This window comes from Lentibacillus halophilus (genome assembly GCF_055395055.1).
In genome coordinates, this window is the sequence record NZ_AP043750.1 from 2,349,663 (window position 1) to 2,367,347 (window position 17,685).

18 protein-coding genes are annotated in these 17,685 nt (G+C 41.9%); 3 read left to right on the forward strand and 15 right to left on the reverse strand.

Features of this window, described 5'->3' with window-relative positions; genetic code table 11:
• Window positions 1-16 precede the first annotated feature (16 nt).
• Both ACZ5Q7_RS11635 and ACZ5Q7_RS11640 read right to left on the reverse strand, forming a co-directional pair.
• The gene (locus tag ACZ5Q7_RS11635; RefSeq protein WP_343753245.1) at window positions 17-250 is read right to left on the reverse strand and encodes a DUF896 domain-containing protein; all 234 of its coding nucleotides are present in this window, start codon (window positions 248-250) and stop codon (window positions 17-19) included.
• A gap of 80 nt (window positions 251-330) precedes the next feature.
• Window positions 331-972 carry a YneB family resolvase-like protein gene (locus tag ACZ5Q7_RS11640; RefSeq protein ID WP_343753247.1) on the reverse strand — a complete coding sequence of 214 codons (642 nt, stop codon included), beginning with the start codon at window positions 970-972 and terminating at the stop codon, window positions 331-333.
• Between the two features lie 280 nt (window positions 973-1,252).
• Between ACZ5Q7_RS11640 and lexA the strand changes: the two genes are divergently transcribed.
• The 3 genes from lexA to ACZ5Q7_RS11655 all read left to right on the forward strand — a co-directional run bounded on the left by lexA (window position 1,253) and on the right by ACZ5Q7_RS11655 (window position 2,899).
• On the forward strand, window positions 1,253-1,876 hold the full coding sequence (gene lexA / locus ACZ5Q7_RS11645; protein WP_343753249.1) for a transcriptional repressor LexA: 624 nt from the start codon (window positions 1,253-1,255) through the stop codon (window positions 1,874-1,876).
• A 152-nt stretch (window positions 1,877-2,028) separates the two neighbouring features.
• Complete coding sequence (locus tag ACZ5Q7_RS11650) at window positions 2,029-2,448, forward strand: DMT family transporter (RefSeq protein WP_464433200.1); 420 nt, start codon at window positions 2,029-2,031, stop codon at window positions 2,446-2,448.
• On the forward strand, window positions 2,432-2,899 hold the full coding sequence (locus ACZ5Q7_RS11655; RefSeq protein ID WP_343753253.1) for a DMT family transporter: 468 nt from the start codon (window positions 2,432-2,434) through the stop codon (window positions 2,897-2,899). The genes ACZ5Q7_RS11650 and ACZ5Q7_RS11655 overlap by 17 nt, the downstream gene beginning before the upstream one ends.
• A 192-nt stretch (window positions 2,900-3,091) precedes the next feature.
• Here the strand turns inward: ACZ5Q7_RS11655 and glnA are convergent, their stop codons facing one another.
• The 13 genes from glnA to ACZ5Q7_RS11720 all read right to left on the reverse strand — a co-directional run bounded on the left by glnA (window position 3,092) and on the right by ACZ5Q7_RS11720 (window position 17,637).
• The gene (gene glnA / locus ACZ5Q7_RS11660) at window positions 3,092-4,429 is read right to left on the reverse strand and encodes a type I glutamate--ammonia ligase (RefSeq protein WP_343753255.1); all 1,338 of its coding nucleotides are present in this window, start codon (window positions 4,427-4,429) and stop codon (window positions 3,092-3,094) included.
• Between the two features lie 169 nt (window positions 4,430-4,598).
• On the reverse strand, window positions 4,599-5,822 hold the full coding sequence (locus ACZ5Q7_RS11665) for a methionine gamma-lyase family protein (protein WP_343753257.1): 1,224 nt from the start codon (window positions 5,820-5,822) through the stop codon (window positions 4,599-4,601).
• Complete coding sequence (hflX, locus tag ACZ5Q7_RS11670) at window positions 5,819-7,063, reverse strand: GTPase HflX (protein WP_343753259.1); 1,245 nt, start codon at window positions 7,061-7,063, stop codon at window positions 5,819-5,821. Before hflX ends, ACZ5Q7_RS11665 begins: the two co-directional genes overlap by 4 nt.
• 65 nt (window positions 7,064-7,128) lie before the next feature.
• The gene (gene spoVK, locus ACZ5Q7_RS11675) at window positions 7,129-8,055 is read right to left on the reverse strand and encodes a stage V sporulation protein K (protein WP_343753261.1); all 927 of its coding nucleotides are present in this window, start codon (window positions 8,053-8,055) and stop codon (window positions 7,129-7,131) included.
• A gap of 115 nt (window positions 8,056-8,170) precedes the next feature.
• Window positions 8,171-8,395 (reverse strand): RNA chaperone Hfq, encoded by a 225-nt coding sequence (hfq, locus tag ACZ5Q7_RS11680; RefSeq protein WP_343753263.1) that lies wholly within the window; start codon window positions 8,393-8,395, stop codon window positions 8,171-8,173.
• Window positions 8,396-8,441: 46 nt separating this feature from the next.
• Complete coding sequence (miaA, locus tag ACZ5Q7_RS11685) at window positions 8,442-9,368, reverse strand: tRNA (adenosine(37)-N6)-dimethylallyltransferase MiaA (RefSeq protein ID WP_343753265.1); 927 nt, start codon at window positions 9,366-9,368, stop codon at window positions 8,442-8,444.
• Window positions 9,369-9,391: 23 nt separating this feature from the next.
• On the reverse strand, window positions 9,392-9,841 hold the full coding sequence (locus ACZ5Q7_RS11690) for a Dps family protein (protein WP_343753267.1): 450 nt from the start codon (window positions 9,839-9,841) through the stop codon (window positions 9,392-9,394).
• A gap of 52 nt (window positions 9,842-9,893) precedes the next feature.
• The gene (mutL, locus tag ACZ5Q7_RS11695) at window positions 9,894-11,747 is read right to left on the reverse strand and encodes a DNA mismatch repair endonuclease MutL (protein ID WP_343753269.1); all 1,854 of its coding nucleotides are present in this window, start codon (window positions 11,745-11,747) and stop codon (window positions 9,894-9,896) included.
• Window positions 11,748-11,767: 20 nt separating this feature from the next.
• The gene (mutS, locus tag ACZ5Q7_RS11700) at window positions 11,768-14,335 is read right to left on the reverse strand and encodes a DNA mismatch repair protein MutS (RefSeq protein WP_343753271.1); all 2,568 of its coding nucleotides are present in this window, start codon (window positions 14,333-14,335) and stop codon (window positions 11,768-11,770) included.
• A 125-nt stretch (window positions 14,336-14,460) separates the two neighbouring features.
• Complete coding sequence (cotE, locus tag ACZ5Q7_RS11705) at window positions 14,461-15,024, reverse strand: outer spore coat protein CotE (protein ID WP_343753273.1); 564 nt, start codon at window positions 15,022-15,024, stop codon at window positions 14,461-14,463.
• Window positions 15,025-15,200: 176 nt separating this feature from the next.
• Window positions 15,201-15,629 carry a YlbF/YmcA family competence regulator gene (locus ACZ5Q7_RS11710; RefSeq protein ID WP_343753275.1) on the reverse strand — a complete coding sequence of 143 codons (429 nt, stop codon included), beginning with the start codon at window positions 15,627-15,629 and terminating at the stop codon, window positions 15,201-15,203.
• Window position 15,630: 1 nt separating this feature from the next.
• Entirely contained in the window at window positions 15,631-17,211 is a 1,581-nt protein-coding gene (gene miaB, locus ACZ5Q7_RS11715) for a tRNA (N6-isopentenyl adenosine(37)-C2)-methylthiotransferase MiaB (RefSeq protein WP_343753277.1), read from the reverse strand.
• A gap of 165 nt (window positions 17,212-17,376) precedes the next feature.
• Window positions 17,377-17,637: a stage V sporulation protein S gene (locus ACZ5Q7_RS11720; RefSeq protein WP_129674070.1), complete on the reverse strand. Its 261-nt coding sequence runs from the start codon at window positions 17,635-17,637 to the stop codon at window positions 17,377-17,379.
• Between the last annotated feature and the right edge of the window lie 48 nt (window positions 17,638-17,685).

Consider the following 17,685-nt stretch of genomic DNA (forward strand, 5'->3'; position numbering starts at 1 on the left):
AGTATATAAAGGAAGTTCAGCGTTTGTTGTCTCCTTTTTGCAAATCACGAACCTTTTCAGGTGTAACATCTTGTCCTGCCGGATCTTTTACTTTCATGGATTTAAGTTGATTTTTAAATGATTTTCTCACATTTTGCAAATATTCTTCGCGTAATGTTTTTTGTTCCGACTGCTCTTTTACTGTTAAACCTTCTTCCTTGGATTTTTTGGCTAGTTTATTTATGCGGTCCAGCTTTTCTTGTGATATCATATTTAACCTCCCGGAACCGATGAAAATGAAAACAGTAATGGTACTCTATTGGTACATATTACGCTTCACGTGCATCATTATCAAGTCTTTTGATGTTCCTGATATCTCCTGTTCACAGTAGCCTTTGAAACCGGGTGTCCTAGTTGATTTAAGGTGTGGGCAATCTCCTCAAATGTCATTTGATGGTTTTCCCTTAAGCGTACAACTTCATCCATTGGAAATTGTTTACGTTCTTTACCCGGGGCCTTGTCGCGATTGGTTAAATTATTGCCCGGGTTAAAGCCGTTGTTAACAGCTTTCCTCATACCTCGTTTAATTTTTGCATTATGAATTTTACGCTGATACTCTTCCACGATACTTACTATATGCAGGACCATAGAATCGGATTCAGACAATTCCAGTCTACCATTATGTTGGATGGTATAGATATTGACGTTCATTTTATGAAGTTGGTGGAAAAGGGCAATTTTCGTGTTTCCCCTCCCTAATCTTGTTTCATCCTGTATAAGTAGACTGTCAGCCTGGCCTGAGGAAAAGTAATCGAGCATTTGAAAAATACCGTCTCTATTTATGTCGTAACCACTGGATCTTTCCTCGATAGATTCGGCAATGGTAAAATGATAACGGGCTGCAAGGTCTGTCAATTCGTCATTTTGGCGCTTCAGTGACGTTTCCTGCGCTGATTTATCTGTACTCACACGGCAATAAATGATGGCTGTCAACACAAAGTCCCCTTTTATATTACGCACTTATTATTAAAGCAACATATAAAAAACCTAATGCAAATGCAAATGCCACCAAATAAAATACATCTGTTTTCGTCATTTTTTCAAACATTTGAATCGTCCCCTTCCAAATTAAGAACTATTGTTCGCATATTTAACTCTTATTGTATAAGAACATGTGATCTTGTCAAGCTCTTTTTTCGAACTTATGTTTGCTTTTTTAAAGTCTCCGTGATAAACTTTCATTAATAAATTCTATTCACGGGGTGTTAAATAGATGACAAAACTCTCTAAACGACAAGAGGCAATTTTGGATTTTATAAAAGAACGCGTATATGAGAAAGGTTATCCGCCGTCTGTTCGGGAAATCGCCGAGGCAGTTGAACTCGCATCAAGCTCAACTGTACACGGGCATTTAGCAAGACTTGAAAGCAAAGGATATATCAGACGGGATCCCACGAAGCCAAGAGCTATTGAAGTGTTGGATTTGTCTGAAGAAAGTCAGATCCCCAGGGAAGAAGCACGATATGCACCCGTCATCGGTAAAGTAACAGCAGGTTTGCCGATTACAGCTGTAGAAAACATTGAACAATTTGTACCACTGCCTGGATCGGTATCAGGTACCGAGGAAAATTTGTTCGTCTTAATCATTGAAGGGGAAAGCATGATCGAAGCCGGAATACTTGATGGGGATATGGTTATTGTTAAACAACAGAATGCGGCGCAAAACGGGGATATAGTGGTTGCTATGACAGAAGAAGATGAGGCGACAGTTAAGCGGTTTTTTAAAGAACAAGATCACGTACGTCTGCAACCGGAAAATGCCACGATGGATCCACTCATTTATCATCATGTGACCATTTTGGGAAAAGTAGTCGGACTGTATCGCAATATTGACTGAAAAGTACTGGATAGTTTTGTTATGATGAGAGTTATATAACATGTTTATGATTGCCGATTGATTTGTACATGTCCTTTTTATTGGTAAGAATATAGCAGTTAGCATCATGAAGCATGAGAATAGAGAGGACAGATTGTATGTTTAGGACGTATATGTGGCTGACATTCAGTGTGTCCGCTTGGGGAAGCAATTTTGTTTTCGGAAAAATACTTGTGAACGACTTTTCCCCAGCGGTCTTGACATCGCTCCGATTATTATTCATCGTTCTTTTCCTTATTGTCTTCGTTTTATCAAGACAAAAACTCCAGAAAGTTTCAATCCGAGATTGGAAATGGATTCTTATGCTTGGTGTTGTCGGGGTATTTATAAATCAGCTGACTTTTTTTAAAGGGCTTGTTACGGCCGATTCCACTTCTTCAGCGTTGATCCTTGCCACAGCTCCTATATTGACCGGATTTTTGGGCCGCTTTTTTGAAAGAACCATTCACATCACGTATGCTTTTTGGTTCTTTTATTGCAATCATTGGTATTTACTTTGTAGTGAGCAAAGGAGGAGTGGTATTCCACTTTGAACCAGGTTTGATGTGGATTGTTGCCACAATGATCTCTTTTGCTATACTGATTATTATTACCCGGATATTGTCGCAGCGCATAGACCCAGTCAGTACGACGTTTTATTCCAATGTAACGGGTTTTATTGTGTCTCTTCCGGTCATATTCGTCATGGATGATCCTGTGGAATTGAACGGGAATTGGCAAAGCTGGTCCTTTTTGATTGGGACAGCCATTGTTGTTCATGGCATTGCCACGTTGGTATGGAATCAAAACATTCGTTACGCCGATGCATCCAAGGCATCCATTTTATCCAATCTCGAACCGTTTGCTGCTATGATAATGGGGGTTATTTTGCTGCAAAAGCCGATTACCGGTCCTGAAATAATCGGTTCACTGTTTATTGTAGGCGGCGTTATGTTTGCAACCCATCAGCGTCGAAAACAGAGTCGAAAAGCACCCCAGCACTGATGTTTAATTATTATCAATTAATGTATTGATATCTTTATCTTTATATTTTATTACCTCAACTACGGGAAGCTTGGTGCATCCATAAAACATACCGCCCATTTAATCTTGCATGGACGGTATGTTAAGAAGTCATATTTTGTGGGTGTTTGCTTATATAAGGTTGTCACGATACATTGTTTTGACATACCAATGTTAATACGAACTCAAATACTGCTCCCTTTCCCAAGGATGCACAGTCGTACGGAACATATCCCACTCAATTTCTTTTGCCTCCATGAAATGTCCGTAAAGATGCTCCCCAAGTGAGTCAACAATCGTCGGATCCTTCTGAAGTTCCCGTAAGGCTTCCATTAATGTCTCAGGCAAATCTTTTATGCCGTTTTGTTCACGTTCATTACGATCCATTGCATATATATTTCGATCAACAGCTGTAGGTGGGGTTAGTTTATTCTCAATGCCATCGAGTCCGCTTGCAAGCAATGCAGACATTGCCAAGTATGGATTGGCTGATGGATCAACACTTCTTACTTCAATTCGGGTACTCAATCCTCTAGAATAAGGAATGCGGACGAGCGGGCTTCGATTTGCCCCGGACCAGGCAACATAACATGGTGCTTCATACCCTGGCACCAGTCGTTTATAAGAATTAACAGTCGGATTTGTTACAGCTGTAAAATTGGTCGCGTGTTTAATCATACCGGCTGTAAATTGATAGGCAACATCACTGAGCTGCATGTCACCATTTTTATCAAAAAAACTGTTTTCTCCATTTGCGAATAAAGACATATTAACATGCATGCCGGAGCCGTTAACACCAAACAAAGGTTTCGGCATAAATGTTGCGTGTAGATTATGTTTTCTGGCTATCGTTTTTACAGCGAGCTTAAATGTCTGAATATCGTCAGCATGCTTGACGGCATCTGAATATTTGAAGTCAATTTCATGTTGGCCTGGTGCCCCTTCATGGTGAGATGCTTCAATTTCGAATCCCATTTCCTCTAATTCTAAAACAATATCGCGACGGCAGTTTTCTCCCAAATCCGTTGGAGCCAAATCAAAATAACCGCCACGGTCATTCAGTTCCATCGATGGATCGCCTTTTTCATCCAACTTAAACAAAAAGAATTCTGGTTCTGTTCCGATGTTAAAAGCATCAAAACCCAGCTCTTCCATTTTTTTGAGATTACGCTTCAAGTTATATCGTGGACAGCCTGCGAATGGGCTACCATCCGGATTATAAATGTCACAGATAAATCGAGCCACTTTCCCTTTTTCCGATGTCCATGGGAAAACCACAAATGAATCCAGGTCTGGGTGCAAGTACATATCTGATTCTTCAATTCGGACAAATCCCTCGATGGATGAGCCGTCAAACATCATTTTGTTGTCTAATGCCTTATCAAGTTGACTGAGTGGAATTTCAACATTTTTTATCGTTCCCAGCATATCTGTAAATTGAAGACGGATAAATCGGACGTTTTCTTCATCAATTCGTTTCATAATTTGTTCTCTGGTTAAGTGATCGGACATTCATGTTCCTCCTGAATATGTGTCATTGGTTTATCTTGATAGAGTTATTCCTATATCAATATAATAAAGTAGAGTATCAAATGTTTCCACTGTTGTCAAATGGCGTTGTACCTTCGACAGCAATAAAAAAAGAGCCCTATACAAGCTCTTTTTCAACGGTTTGATTAGTTTAATCATCAAGTGTTGTGACGGCAGCCGTCAATGCCAGTTTTACATGAGCATAGGTCAGCCCACCCTGTATGAAAGCCATATATGGTTGTCGAATCGGGCCATCTGCTGTCAGTTCAATGCTAGCGCCTTGAATAAATGTACCGGCAGCCATAATGACCTCATCGTCATACCCAGGCATTGCAGCTGGATAAGGTGTTACAAAAGCATTGACCGGTGAGTTTTGTTGGATGGCTTGACAAAAAGCAATCATTTGTTCAGAAGAGTGGAACGTTACCGACTGTATTAAATCTGTGCGCTCAGCTTGATAATCCGGTGATGTATGGAATCCGGCCAATTCCAGAAATCGCGCTGTCAAGATGGCACCCTTCAAGGCTTCTCCAACAATCATAGGCGCCATAAATAAGCCTTGAAACATCTCCTGCAACGTATGCAACGTCGCACCTGTTTCTTTCCCGAGACCCGGGGCAGTAAGTCTATTGGCGCATTGCTGCACGAGGTCTCCCCTCCCGGCAATATATCCTCCGGCACGTACAATACCGCCACCCGGATTTTTAATAAGCGAACCTGCGATGATATCAGCATTTGCGTGCAACGGTTCTTGCTCTTCAACAAATTCCCCGTAACAGTTGTCAACAAAGACTGTTACATTGGTATTAATCGATTTAACATAAGCAACTATCTCCGCTATCTCATTAATGGTGAAGGAAGGTCTGTCATCATATCCTTTTGAGCGTTGAATGGCGACAATGCCTGTATTCTCTGATAATTTGCGTTTAATTTCCGGAAAATCGACCGAACCATTATCCATCAGATCAACCTGGTCATAGGCAATATGGAAATCAGCCAGAGAACCGGCTGCCTGTCCGTTGGTGCCAATGACCGATTCAAGTGTGTCATATGGTTTTCCAGTAATATAGAGCAATTCATCACCAGGTCTGAGCAATCCGAACAATGTTGTCGATATAGCGTGTGTGCCGGAGACAATCTGCGGCCTGACAAGGGCATCTTCTCCCCCGAAAATCTCCGCATATACGGCTTCGAGTGTTTCACGTCCAATGTCATCATACCCATAACCGGTTGTTGATTGGAAATGGGTATCACTGACATGGTTGTTAATGAAAGCATCCAAGACACGTTTCTGATTGCGTTCAACGATTGTGGATACATTGTCATGAACTTGTGCGCAGTCTTTTTCGGCTTGTGTCATTAAGTCGTCTGTCATTGGTTTTGAAACTCCTTCAGTACCCCGTTGAGTGGATGGTCAGGCCGGATATACCCTTGTATCGCATACATGTTTTTGCTGTCATCAAACGATTGTCTCGTAATAATGGTTTCTCGCTCCAAACGATGCATCCATTTTCCTTCTGCCGGATCCAGGTTCACCGAAAACCAGCGCCATTCCGATTGTAAGATCTCCTCGATTTTTTTTAGCAGCATGTGAATATCTGACGATTCGTAAGCACTCATCACGATGTTCGGATGATACACTGGTATAAAATCTTCTGTCAGCAAATCGTTTTTGTTGTAAACAGTCAATATCGGTAAATGATCCGCTTTTAATTCATTCAGCATGGATTGCACGGTTTCCTGCTGCCTTTGCAAATCCGGGCTTGCTGCGTCAGCCACGTGAAGAATAAAATCAGCTTCCGATACTTCCTCCAGTGTGGAGCGGAAAGAGGCTATCAGAGATGTTGGCAAATCTTGAATAAACCCAACTGTATCGGTGATAAGCGACTGAAAACCGGAAGGAAGCTGAATCTGCCGTGTCAGTGGATCAAGTGTGGCAAACAAGTAATTTTCAGAAGTTGAATCGCTTTTGGTAAGTTGGTTAAAAAGAGTGGACTTGCCTGCGTTTGTATAACCTACAAGGGCTATCTGAAAAACGTCATTGCTTTTTCGTCGCTCCCGGTATTGCCCCCGTTGGCGATCGGCTATTTTTAATTGCCGTTTAATATCGTCAATTCGTCTCCTGATATGCCGTTGATCGGTTTCTAATTTTGTTTCACCGGGACCGCGCGTTCCAATGCCGGCTCCAAGACGCGACATCTCTTCCCCTTTCCCGCGCAGTCTTGGCAATGTATATTCAAGCTGGGCAAGCTCTACTTGCAGTTTGCCTTCTTTGGTACGTGCCCGTTTAGCAAATATATCCAATATGAGTTGACTTCGATCAATGATCTGAAAACCGGATTGATCCGTTAAGTTCCGCAGCTGAGACGGTGATAATTCGTCATTGGAAATGATGACATCTATATTCAACTGTTCGGCGATTTCCTTTATCTCTGCAAGTTTTCCCTCACCGATATAGTATGCAGGGTGAATCTTTTGACGTTTTTGCGTAATCGTTTCTTCGACAGATCCATCAGCTGTATGGCATAGAGACACAAGTTCTGCAAGCGAGGATTCGAATCGTTCTTTACGGTCGTGCGGCAATTCTACCGCGATAATCAATACTCGTTCCATCATCGGTTTATCACATCCAGTACAGAATTCCTCAATCATCATAGCAAAGTTTGCGATGTACAACAATGTCAAGCTTGGATCTCAAGGGTCAAATCAGCCCCGGTTAAATAGATCAGATCATTTGCCGAAAAAGCCTCTTGATTTAACAATCGTACGGCATGATATCGAATGGATTGCTCAATCACATTGCGAATATAGCGCGCATTGGAAAAATTAACAGATGTTTCCCGCTTTTTTTTATATAAATGCGTTCGCAATTTCCATTCAGCTTCTCTGGTCAGTTCATATTCCCGTTCCTGCACCATTTGTTTGGCGATATTCATAAGCTGGTCGATATCGTAGTCATCAAAGTCGAGAATAAATGGAAACCTTGATTTTAATCCGGGGTTAAGCGTCAGAAAACGATCCATTTCATTCGGATATCCGGCCAATATAAGCACAAAATCGTTATGACGGTCTTCCATATGCTTCACAAGGGTATCAATAGCTTCTTTTCCAAAGTCCTTTTCGCCTCCGCGTGCCAATGAATATGCTTCATCAACAAATAAAATGCCTCCCATAGCCTTTTGAATGACTGACCGCGTCTTTTGTGCGGTCTGCCCGATATATTCACCGACCAAATCGGCACGTTCCGCTTCAATGAAATGCCCTTTGGAAAGCAAATTCATACTATGATACATTTCCGCCAGTTTTCGTGCTACCGTTGTTTTGCCTGTTCCAGGATTACCTTTAAATAACATATGAAGGACTTGATTAGAACCGGGGAGACCCATTTCGTTTCGTTTTCTGTTAACGACAATGGTTGCATATACTTCTTTAATGGTTTCTTTCAGTTCGTTCATTCCGATGAACGACGAAAACGCCGAATCAATATGAGAAAACGGATTATTTGTTGATAGCTGCCTATCACCGTTTTGTTCAAGCGGTGCACTCTGTTTATCCTGCAAAATAATATTGATTTGCCCGTTTTTGTTTCGCTTTTTTTGCGTTTCCACGTCATCACCCCTTCGTCACGATAGTATACGCGACAGGAATGGAAGACGTGACAGGTGCCTATTTCTTCATATCTGTAAGCAAAAAAAGGACGCATGAAAGCGCCCGTTTGGTATGTTATTCTTTTTCAATGGACACATTTTTAACAGGGGCAAATGTGGAAATGGCGTGTTTGAAAATGAGTTGCTGTTTTCCATCTGTTTCGATAAGTACAGTAAAATTATCAAATGCTTTCAGTACACCACGCAGTTGAAATCCATTCGTCAAAAAAAGCGTTACTGAAATATGTTCTTTTCTTAATTTATTCAAATATTGATCTTGAACATTTACTGATTGCGCCATGATTTTTCCTCCTCTTTCTATCTGTACATAACTATTTCTATATACTTTATAACATTCCTGCTAAATCATTTGAAATTTTTGCAACGGTTGCTTCCATTGTCGACGGTGTAATGGTGTACCAGTGAACGTTCAGTTTGTTTTTAAACCACGTATATTGCCTTTTTGCATAGCGTCTGGAATTGCGCTTCAATAACCGTATGCTTTCTTCAAGAGTCTGTTCGTCTTTAAAATAGGGAACAAATTCTTTATAGCCGATTGCACGCATAGCTTGCGAATCGCCATATCCATGATCATACAACCGGCGTACTTCATCGAGCAATCCATCAGCCATCATTCTGTCCACTCGACTGTTAATTCGCTCATACAATTGATCACGGTCCATTTCAAGACCGATAAAAATCGGATGATAATCGCTTTCATTCACCTGATTCTGCTGATATTCTGACATGGTTCGTCCGGTTGTTTCATAGATTTCCAATGCGCGAATAAGTCTGCGATGATTATTCGGATGAATCTTGGCCGCTTGATCCGGATCCAGTCGTTGAAGACGTTGGTAGAGACGAACAGCCCCGTACGTGTCCAATTCTTGTTCCAGTTGTTTGGTTACGTGCTTATCCCGGCGCTGATCCGAAAAATTATAATGGAATAGCGTTGCTTGTATATAAAGGCCACTGCCTCCCGCAATAATCGGCAATTTGTGCTTGGACGCAATGTGCTGAATATTGTGCTGGACATAATGTTGAAAGTCAGCTGCCGAAAAGGCTTCATCAGGATGTAGGATATCTATCATGTAATGGGGGATTCCCTGTTTTTCTTCTTCTGAAATTTTGGCAGTGCCAATATCAAGTCCTTTATATACTTGCATGGAATCACCGCTAATGATTTCCCCATCAAACGCTTTGGCCACTTCCGCGCTAACTCGTGATTTGCCCACGGCAGTCGGTCCGACAATGGCAATGACTGTTTGTTTCATTAGCATTCCCCTATAATAATGATTTATTCATACGCTCGATAGGCCCCCAACATCCAGACATATTTCTCCATCTTGCCTTGAAGAGTAATCAGTAAATCCATGGTTGGTCCGTCGTTTTCTTCCGATGCGTATGGTATTCCTTCTTTTTTTATTTCCTTAATTATTTGCTGATAATCGGTCACCAGCCGCGCTATCATTTCGTTTTCTTTGTCATCGGCTGAGGCTTCATCAAGTGTTGCTTCTTTTATGTATTTGCTCATGGTGGCCAATGGCTTGCCATCAATCATCAACACCCTTTCTGCGATCACATCAATATCATTGGCCATTGCCGTATACATATCTTCAAACATATCATGCAGTTGAAAGAAATGCGGCCCCTGTACAAACCAGTGGTAACGATGCAACTTGACATACATGACAAAATGGTTGGATAATAATTGATTCAAAAAGTTAATAAGCTTTTGATTATCCATTTGAAACACCCCGCTTTTATTATGCTCGGAATGTGTTCCATTTAAACACTGTCTACATAACCCGTTTGAACATTTTTTCAAGTTCGTAAGACGAAAAATGAATGATGACAGGACGACCATGCGGACATGTGAACGGATCGTTCGCTTGTCGCAAGTCGTTCAGTAGTCTTGTCATATCTTCTTGATTTAAATAATGGTTTGCTTTGATCGACCGTTTGCAGGACATCAAGGCAGCCGCATCTTCCCGGATTGCCTCGATATTGATGGTTTCCCGTTGTATCATTTGTTCAATCATTCCCCGGATGATATCTTCTTCCAGTCCATCTGGAAACCAAACCGGTAAGGATCGTATAATGTATGACTGTTGTCCAAATGGCTCTAAAAATAACCCGACGCTGGCTAATTCGTCTTTATGCTGTTCGATAAACATCGCTTCCTGTTTCGAAAAATCAAATGTTAATGGAATTAAGAGCTCTTGAACTTCATTAGGCGTCTGTCCCAAATGTTTTCGAAATTGTTCAAATTTAATCCGTTCTTGGGCTGCGTGCTGATCAATCATATAAAAGCCGTTCTCGTTTTGGGCGAGAATATAGGTGCCATGCAGCTGGCCGATGGGATAAATGACCGGCATTGATTCGTTTTTCCCGTTCTCTGGATCCATGTCGTGTTCAGCCGTTGTCCGCTTTACAGCTCCAACATTGTCTCCATTGCTGGTATCATCGGGCGTTTCTCCGGATATGGCCACCGATTCCGGTTCTTCATGCAACAGAGGTTCCTCTGACGTTAAGGCTGGCCGGGGTTCGTTCACTTGTTCGTGTGTTTCGTTCGATGAGTGTTTTGAAACCGGTTCGTCCAACGGCATGGCGTTTTGTACGGTAACCGTGCTTGGCTCCGACTTTTTCTGTTCCATTTCCGGTATGAGCGATGTACGACGAAACGTTGAACGAATCATTTCTTCTATGGCTGCAACGAGTTCCTGATCTTTACTGAAGCGGGCTTCCAGCTTGGTTGGATGAACATTAACATCCATCAGAATGGGATCCATTTCAATAGCTAACACCGTGATCGGAAATCGGCCGACAGGTAGCAATGTATGATACCCTCTTAAAATAGCCTGCGACAACTGCATACTTTTGATATAGCGTCCATTAATAATTGTGGATATATAATTGCGCGACGCTCTGGTAGTCTCGGGTTTTGTGATATAGCCTTTGATGGAAAAGTCCAGGGTTTCATGCTGGATTGGAAGCATCTTCCTGGCTGTTCCCATGCCATAGATGTGACCGATTACTTGCAGAAGATCACCGCTGCCGGTTGTTTTAAAAAGTGATTTGCCATTATGACGCAGCTCAAAACGGATATCGGGGTGAGAAATTGCCAGCCGGTTCAGCAAATCGGTTACATGTCCTAATTCTGTATGAATGGTTTTCATATATTTTAACCGTGCCGGTGTGTTAAAGAACAAGTTTTCCACTACTATTTCCGTTCCTTTGCGGGCATCACTTTTTGAACGTTCTTTTATGGTACCACCTTCAAATTGCAGGTATGTGCCAGCATTGTCTCCCTGTGACGTTTTCACAGTCAGTCTGCTCACAGCAGCAATACTGGCGAGGGCTTCTCCTCGAAATCCCAATGTATTGACGCGAAACAAGTCAGTTTCATTTTTAATTTTGCTTGTCGCGTGTCGTAAAAAGGCCTTCTCCGCATCTTCTTCCGTCATCCCGTTGCCATTATCCGTTACTTTGACCTTTTCCAATCCGGCTTCAGTCAATTCTACCGCTATAAATGTGCTGTCGGCATCGATACTGTTTTCAATCAGTTCTTTGACAACGGAAGCAGGACGTTCCACGACTTCTCCTGCGGCTATTTTATTGGAAAGCGCATCCGGCATTTGAAAAATTTCCATGGAATTTGTCCTTTCCTGGCTTATTTTTTGGCTTTTTGTTGAAGTCGATACAATGTATTCATGGCATCAAGTGGTGTCATGTCAAACAAATTCATAGTTTTTAAATCATTGAGAATAATCGATTCTGTTTGTTCTGCAACAGGTTTTTTCTCTTTTACACTGTTTTCTTCACCAAAGAACGACAATTGACCGCTATCGTCAGTCTTTGTCGTGTCACTGTTTTCCAATTGATCCAGAATGGTATTCGCCCGTTCAATAAGTGGGGATGGAAGCTCTGCCAATTTGGCAACTTGAATGCCGTAGCTCTGATCAGCAGCACCTTCTTTGACTTGGTGCAAAAAAATGACATTCCCGTCGTATTCGTCAGCGCGGACATGAATGTTTTTTAGCTTTTCCAGTGAATTCTCAAGAGCTGTCAATTCATGATAATGCGTTGAAAATACTGTTTTCGCATGAATCTTGTCATGAATGTGTTCAACAACAGCCTGTGCTAAAGCCATTCCGTCATAGGTGCTTGTACCGCGTCCGATTTCATCGAGAAGAATTAGGCTGTTTTCCGTGGCGTTTTCGATCGCATGGTTGGTTTCAAGCATTTCAACCATAAATGTACTTTGCCCGGAAACAAGGTCATCAGCAGCTCCTATACGAGTGAAAATTTGATCAAATAACAATAGCTCTGCTGCTTCACACGGGACGTAGCAACCAATTTGTCCCATAATCACCGTTAAGGCCAGCTGGCGCATATAGGTACTTTTTCCGGACATATTCGGACCGGTAATAAGCAGGATTGATGTTTCATCATCGAGCTGAATATGATTCGGTACAAACGTATCATCGTGCATCACCTGCTCCACAACAGGGTGACGTCCATTATTGATGGACAAACGATGGGATGAAAACACCGGACGTGTATACCCGTTGCTTTCACTGACCGTCGCAAATCCTTGCAGAACATCAATCTGGCTGATAGTCTCCGCTAAAAGTTGTATAGAGGAAATATGTTCTTTCACTGTATCACGAATCGTATTGAATAATTGATACTCCAGATCCACACTTTTTTCTTCGGCTTCCAGAATTAAGGCCTCTTTTTCCTTCAGTTCCGGCGTTATATATCGTTCCGCATTGGTTAGTGTCTGTTTTCGTTCATATCGTTCTTCCGGCAAAAGATGCAGATTGGCTTTCGTCACTTCAATATAATACCCGAAAACACGGTTGAATCCAACTTTTAACGATTTAATACCGGTAGCTGCTTTTTCTTTTTGCTCCAATTCTGCTATCCATTGCTTTCCATTGCGTGACGCTTCCCGATAGGAATCAAGCTTTTCATCATAACCATCTTTAATGATAGAGCCTTCAGTAATGGATATAGGTGGTTCGTCGGCCAGGCTTTGTTCGAGCAAGGATACAAGGTCTTCCGGGTATTGCAATTTATTATAAAACGCACGTATACCATCATCATTGAATACACTTAAAATCTGCTTCACATCAGGAATTTTAGCAAGTGATTGCTTAAGTTGAAGCAAATCACGCGCGTTCACATTCCCATAAGCGATTCTGCCGGCAAGCCGTTCCAAATCATAAACGGATCGCAGTGTTTCCCTGAGTTCATCCCGTTCCATAAAACCGTTCAGCAACTGTTCTACAACGTTAAGGCGGTTTTCAATTTCCTGTTTATAAAGAAGCGGGCGATCCAGCCATTTTTTAAGCATTCGCGATCCCATCGCTGTCACTGTTTGATCAAGTACCCAGAGCAGACTGCCATGTTTGCCTTTTTTCATGATTGTTTCCGTTAATTCCAAGTTGCGTTTGGAATACATATCCAGAGACAGATGTTGGTCCAATTCGATGACAGCAGCCGGCTGTAAATGATCCAGCGAACGTTTTTGCGTTTCCTGAATGTAATTAAGAAGCCGGCTGAATGCCTTAACCAATCGTTGATCATTCAAATGGCTGCACAATTCACGGTACTCCGCATTAAATGTTGTGTCATCCATATAGGACAACGTGATGTTCAGTTTGTCTTTCAGATCGTTTTGCAGAACGTCCGGCAGTTCTGAGGAAATGACCATTTCTTTGACCGGCTGGTTGTAAAGTTCATGAAGCACAGCATTCCACCCGGCTGAAATAAGTGCAACGTTTGTTTCCCCTACCGACAAATCATTATAAACTATCACGTACGAGCCTTCTGAAAAATGGGATATGCTAGCGATATAATGGTTGCTCTGTTCGTCCAACATAGTATTTTCCATGACGGTCCCTGGAGTGATTAATTGAATGACTTCCCGTTTAACAACGCCTTTGGTTGCTTTCGGGTCTTCAACCTGCTCACAGATGGCGACTTTATAACCTTTATCGATTAAAGTTTTAATATAGGTTTCAGCGGAATGGTAGGGTACACCGCACATAGGGACGGAATCCTGTTTTCCACCATCCCGTTTTGTCAATGTGATTTCCAATTCCCTGGCTGCCTGAATAGCATCATCAAAAAACATCTCATAAAAGTCACCCAATCGGAAAAATAGAAACGCGTCTTTGTGATCCGCTTTTATCTTTAAATATTGCTCCATCATTGGTGTATTTACAGCCATAATGCATCCTCCAGAACGTACTTGCGAATATATTGTTCTATTATAGCATATTTAACCGAACCCAGACGAATGCCCGGGACGGATCAGAAGAAAAACTTACGAGAGTATTACCCCTCGTAAGTTCTTCAATCTTTATCCCGGTTAACAAAATCAGGTTTTACGTCATGTAGTTCGTCATCGGTGATATCAAAATTCCAGTCATCGTCATCATCCAGTGTGAATCCTTTAGGGTCAACCTTAACAGCAACCTTCGTTTCGCCAATAATTTGTACGACAAATTCGCGTTCCACGTCAACAGAAATGTTGTTTCCATGACTGTCTATCTCACATTCCAGGCAATTCGGCTGCTGTATGACCTTGGCTATAACATCATAGTCATCATTCAGGCAATTATCATCTTTAACAGATAAGGGAATATGGTCATAATACGTAACACGTTCTGTGACGACTTCTGTTTTAGTGTTGTCATTGTACGAATACCAGATGTTAATGTCGTAGCTTCCATTGATTTCCACCGTGTCCTCTGATTTTTTCTTGGCGTTGTACAGATGATTGATAACCCAGCAACCGAGTATGCTTGATGGTCTGTGGGACGGTTGGATGTGGTGGGTGGCTTGAGTGAACTTTCTTCCTTTTCCACAAACAGCCTTTGTTATAACTTCTCGGTAATCATGATCAAGAAATGACATAGCTTCGTTACCTCCTTTTTCTCATAGTCATCGTATGCAAGACAAATACCTAAAGTGACTCATGAGAAAGAAGGAACGCAAAAAAGCCGGGTTCCTATTCACCCGGCCAGTGTATGCTGTTGACATCAAACTGATACTCAATCAAGTATATGATCGGGGCAGAAAAGATAACATTATTAACTGTTCGCTGCTTCTTCATCTCCCCATTTGGTTCCTGTTGTGCCTTCCAGAAGGTTGCCACCTGTTGATGTGATAACATTGTTGGTCACTTCTCTGGAAATGGTGCCGGACACCAGCTGCAATACATCGTTGACGACACCCTGCGTTTCTTTGAATTCCTGTACAATGGGTATGGCATCCACTTCCTCATGGAGCCGATCGATTTCTTCTTCCACATTTTTCAATGCTTCTGTTTTACCATATGCTTGAAAATTAACGGCTTGTTTCTGTAATGTTTTAATTTTTTTAATCAGTTGCTGCACCTTTTGATTGTTATTAATTTTGGCTTCTACTTGTTTAAAACGGTCAATCTCTTCTGTATTCGCCAGCATATCAGCAAGATGTTTTGCTTCATCCAAAATTTCTTTTCGAGAATATTGTGCCATATTATTTCACCTCTGCCGTCGTTTCTGCCATAACGCCGTTTAACGACCATGTTTTCGTTTCGGTAATTTGGACATCAACCAAGCTTCCAATAAGGGATTTGGGTCCCTTAAAGTTGACAAGTTTATTGCGCTCAGTATACCCAGCAAGCACATCCGGATCCTTTTTACTTTCGCCGTCCACAAGCACTTTCACAACTTGATCCTGATACTGTCCCATTGATTCAGCCGATTGCTTATTCACGAGTTCATTCAGACGGTAGAGACGCTGTTTCTTAACGTCTTCTGGCACATCATCCTGTTTGCGTGCAGCTGGAGTGCCTTCCCGCGGTGAATAAATGAATGTGAACGCCGATTCAAATCCGACTTCTTCCACCAGCGACATGGTTTCTTCAAATTGTTCTTCCGTTTCATTCGGGAATCCGACGATGATATCGGTCGTCAGCGTTGCATTTGGCATGGCTTGGCGTATTTTCCGCACTAATTCCAAATACTCTTCACGGGTGTATCGACGGTTCATCTTTTTCAGTACCTCGCTGCTTCCCGATTGTACAGGCAAATGAATGTGGTCAAGTAAGTTTCCGCCTTGAGAAAGTACCTCAATCAGACGGTCATCAAAGTCTCTTGGGTGGGAAGTAGTGAAACGGATTCTTGGAATGTCAATTTTATGAAGGTCGTCCATCAAGTCACCCAAACCATAGTCCGAATCGTCAAAATCCTTGCCGTATGCATTGACATTCTGACCGAGCAACGTAATTTCTTTATATCCCTGGGCTGTCAGGTGACGAACTTCCTGAATGATATCTTCTGGCAGACGGCTGCGTTCTTTGCCCCGTGTCATAGGGACGATGCAGTACGTACAAAATTTATCACAACCGTACATAATGTTGACCCATGCTTTCACACTGCCTTTGCGGGCTTTCGGAAGGTTTTCAATAATATCGCCTTCTTTGGACCACACTTCGACTACTTTTTCTTTACTGAACATAGCATCTTTCACAAGGTGTGGCAGGCGGTGTATGTTATGGGTCCCGAAAATCAGATCGATTTGCGGATGCTTTTGAAGAATTCGATTGACCACTTTTTCTTCCTGCGACATGCAGCCGCATACGCCCAGAATTAAATCCGGATTTTCCCGTTTCAAGGCTTTCAGATGACCAATTTCCCCGAAGACTTTGTTTTCGGCATTTTCCCTTATGGCACATGTGTTTAACAGAATAATATCAGCTTCATGCTTATCATCCGTTGACTCATAACCCATTTCGGACAAAATTCCGGCCATCACTTCCGTATCATGTTCGTTCATCTGGCACCCATATGTTCGAATCATGAATTTTTTATCTTGTCCGATGTTTTCCATTTCTTCGGGGATATTGAAATCGTAATGAACGTCTACGTCATCACGTCCGCGTTTTCTGGCTTTGCTCATATTTGGCGGCTCATACGTTGTTTCGAAGTATTTAGCAATCATATCGTCACTTGTTGTGTTTTTCAGCCGTTGCATATTCTCCGCATCGGATTTTACGTCCGTCGGATTATCAGCCTGTTTGATGTATGATTGCTGCTTTCGTTGTTGTTCGTTCATATCGCAACTCCTTTCGTTTATGTCTTTATATAGAAAAGCTTGATCTGCAAAACCATACGTGTTTTTATTATAAAGGTTTCCATTAAAATAAACAATAGATACTGTTTTCACAGGAAATAAAAAGTGCTGCGCTTATGCACAACACTAGAAGGAATGATTATACTATTATCTCGGTTCAACAATCAGCTTAATAGCTGTTCGCTCTTCTTCCTCGATCATAATATCGGTGAATGCCGGTATACAGATGAGATCGACTCCGCTTGGTGCAACAAATCCTCTTGAAATGGCCACAGCCTTGACTGCTTGGTTTAATGCACCGGCACCGATGGCCTGTATCTCCGCTGATCCTCTTTCCCTTAGAACGTTTGCAAGTGCTCCTGCTACTGAATTTGGATTTGATTTAGCTGAAACTTTTAATACTTCCACTACTGGTACCTCCTTCATGTACTATAGTTTTTCTAATGCTACTATATT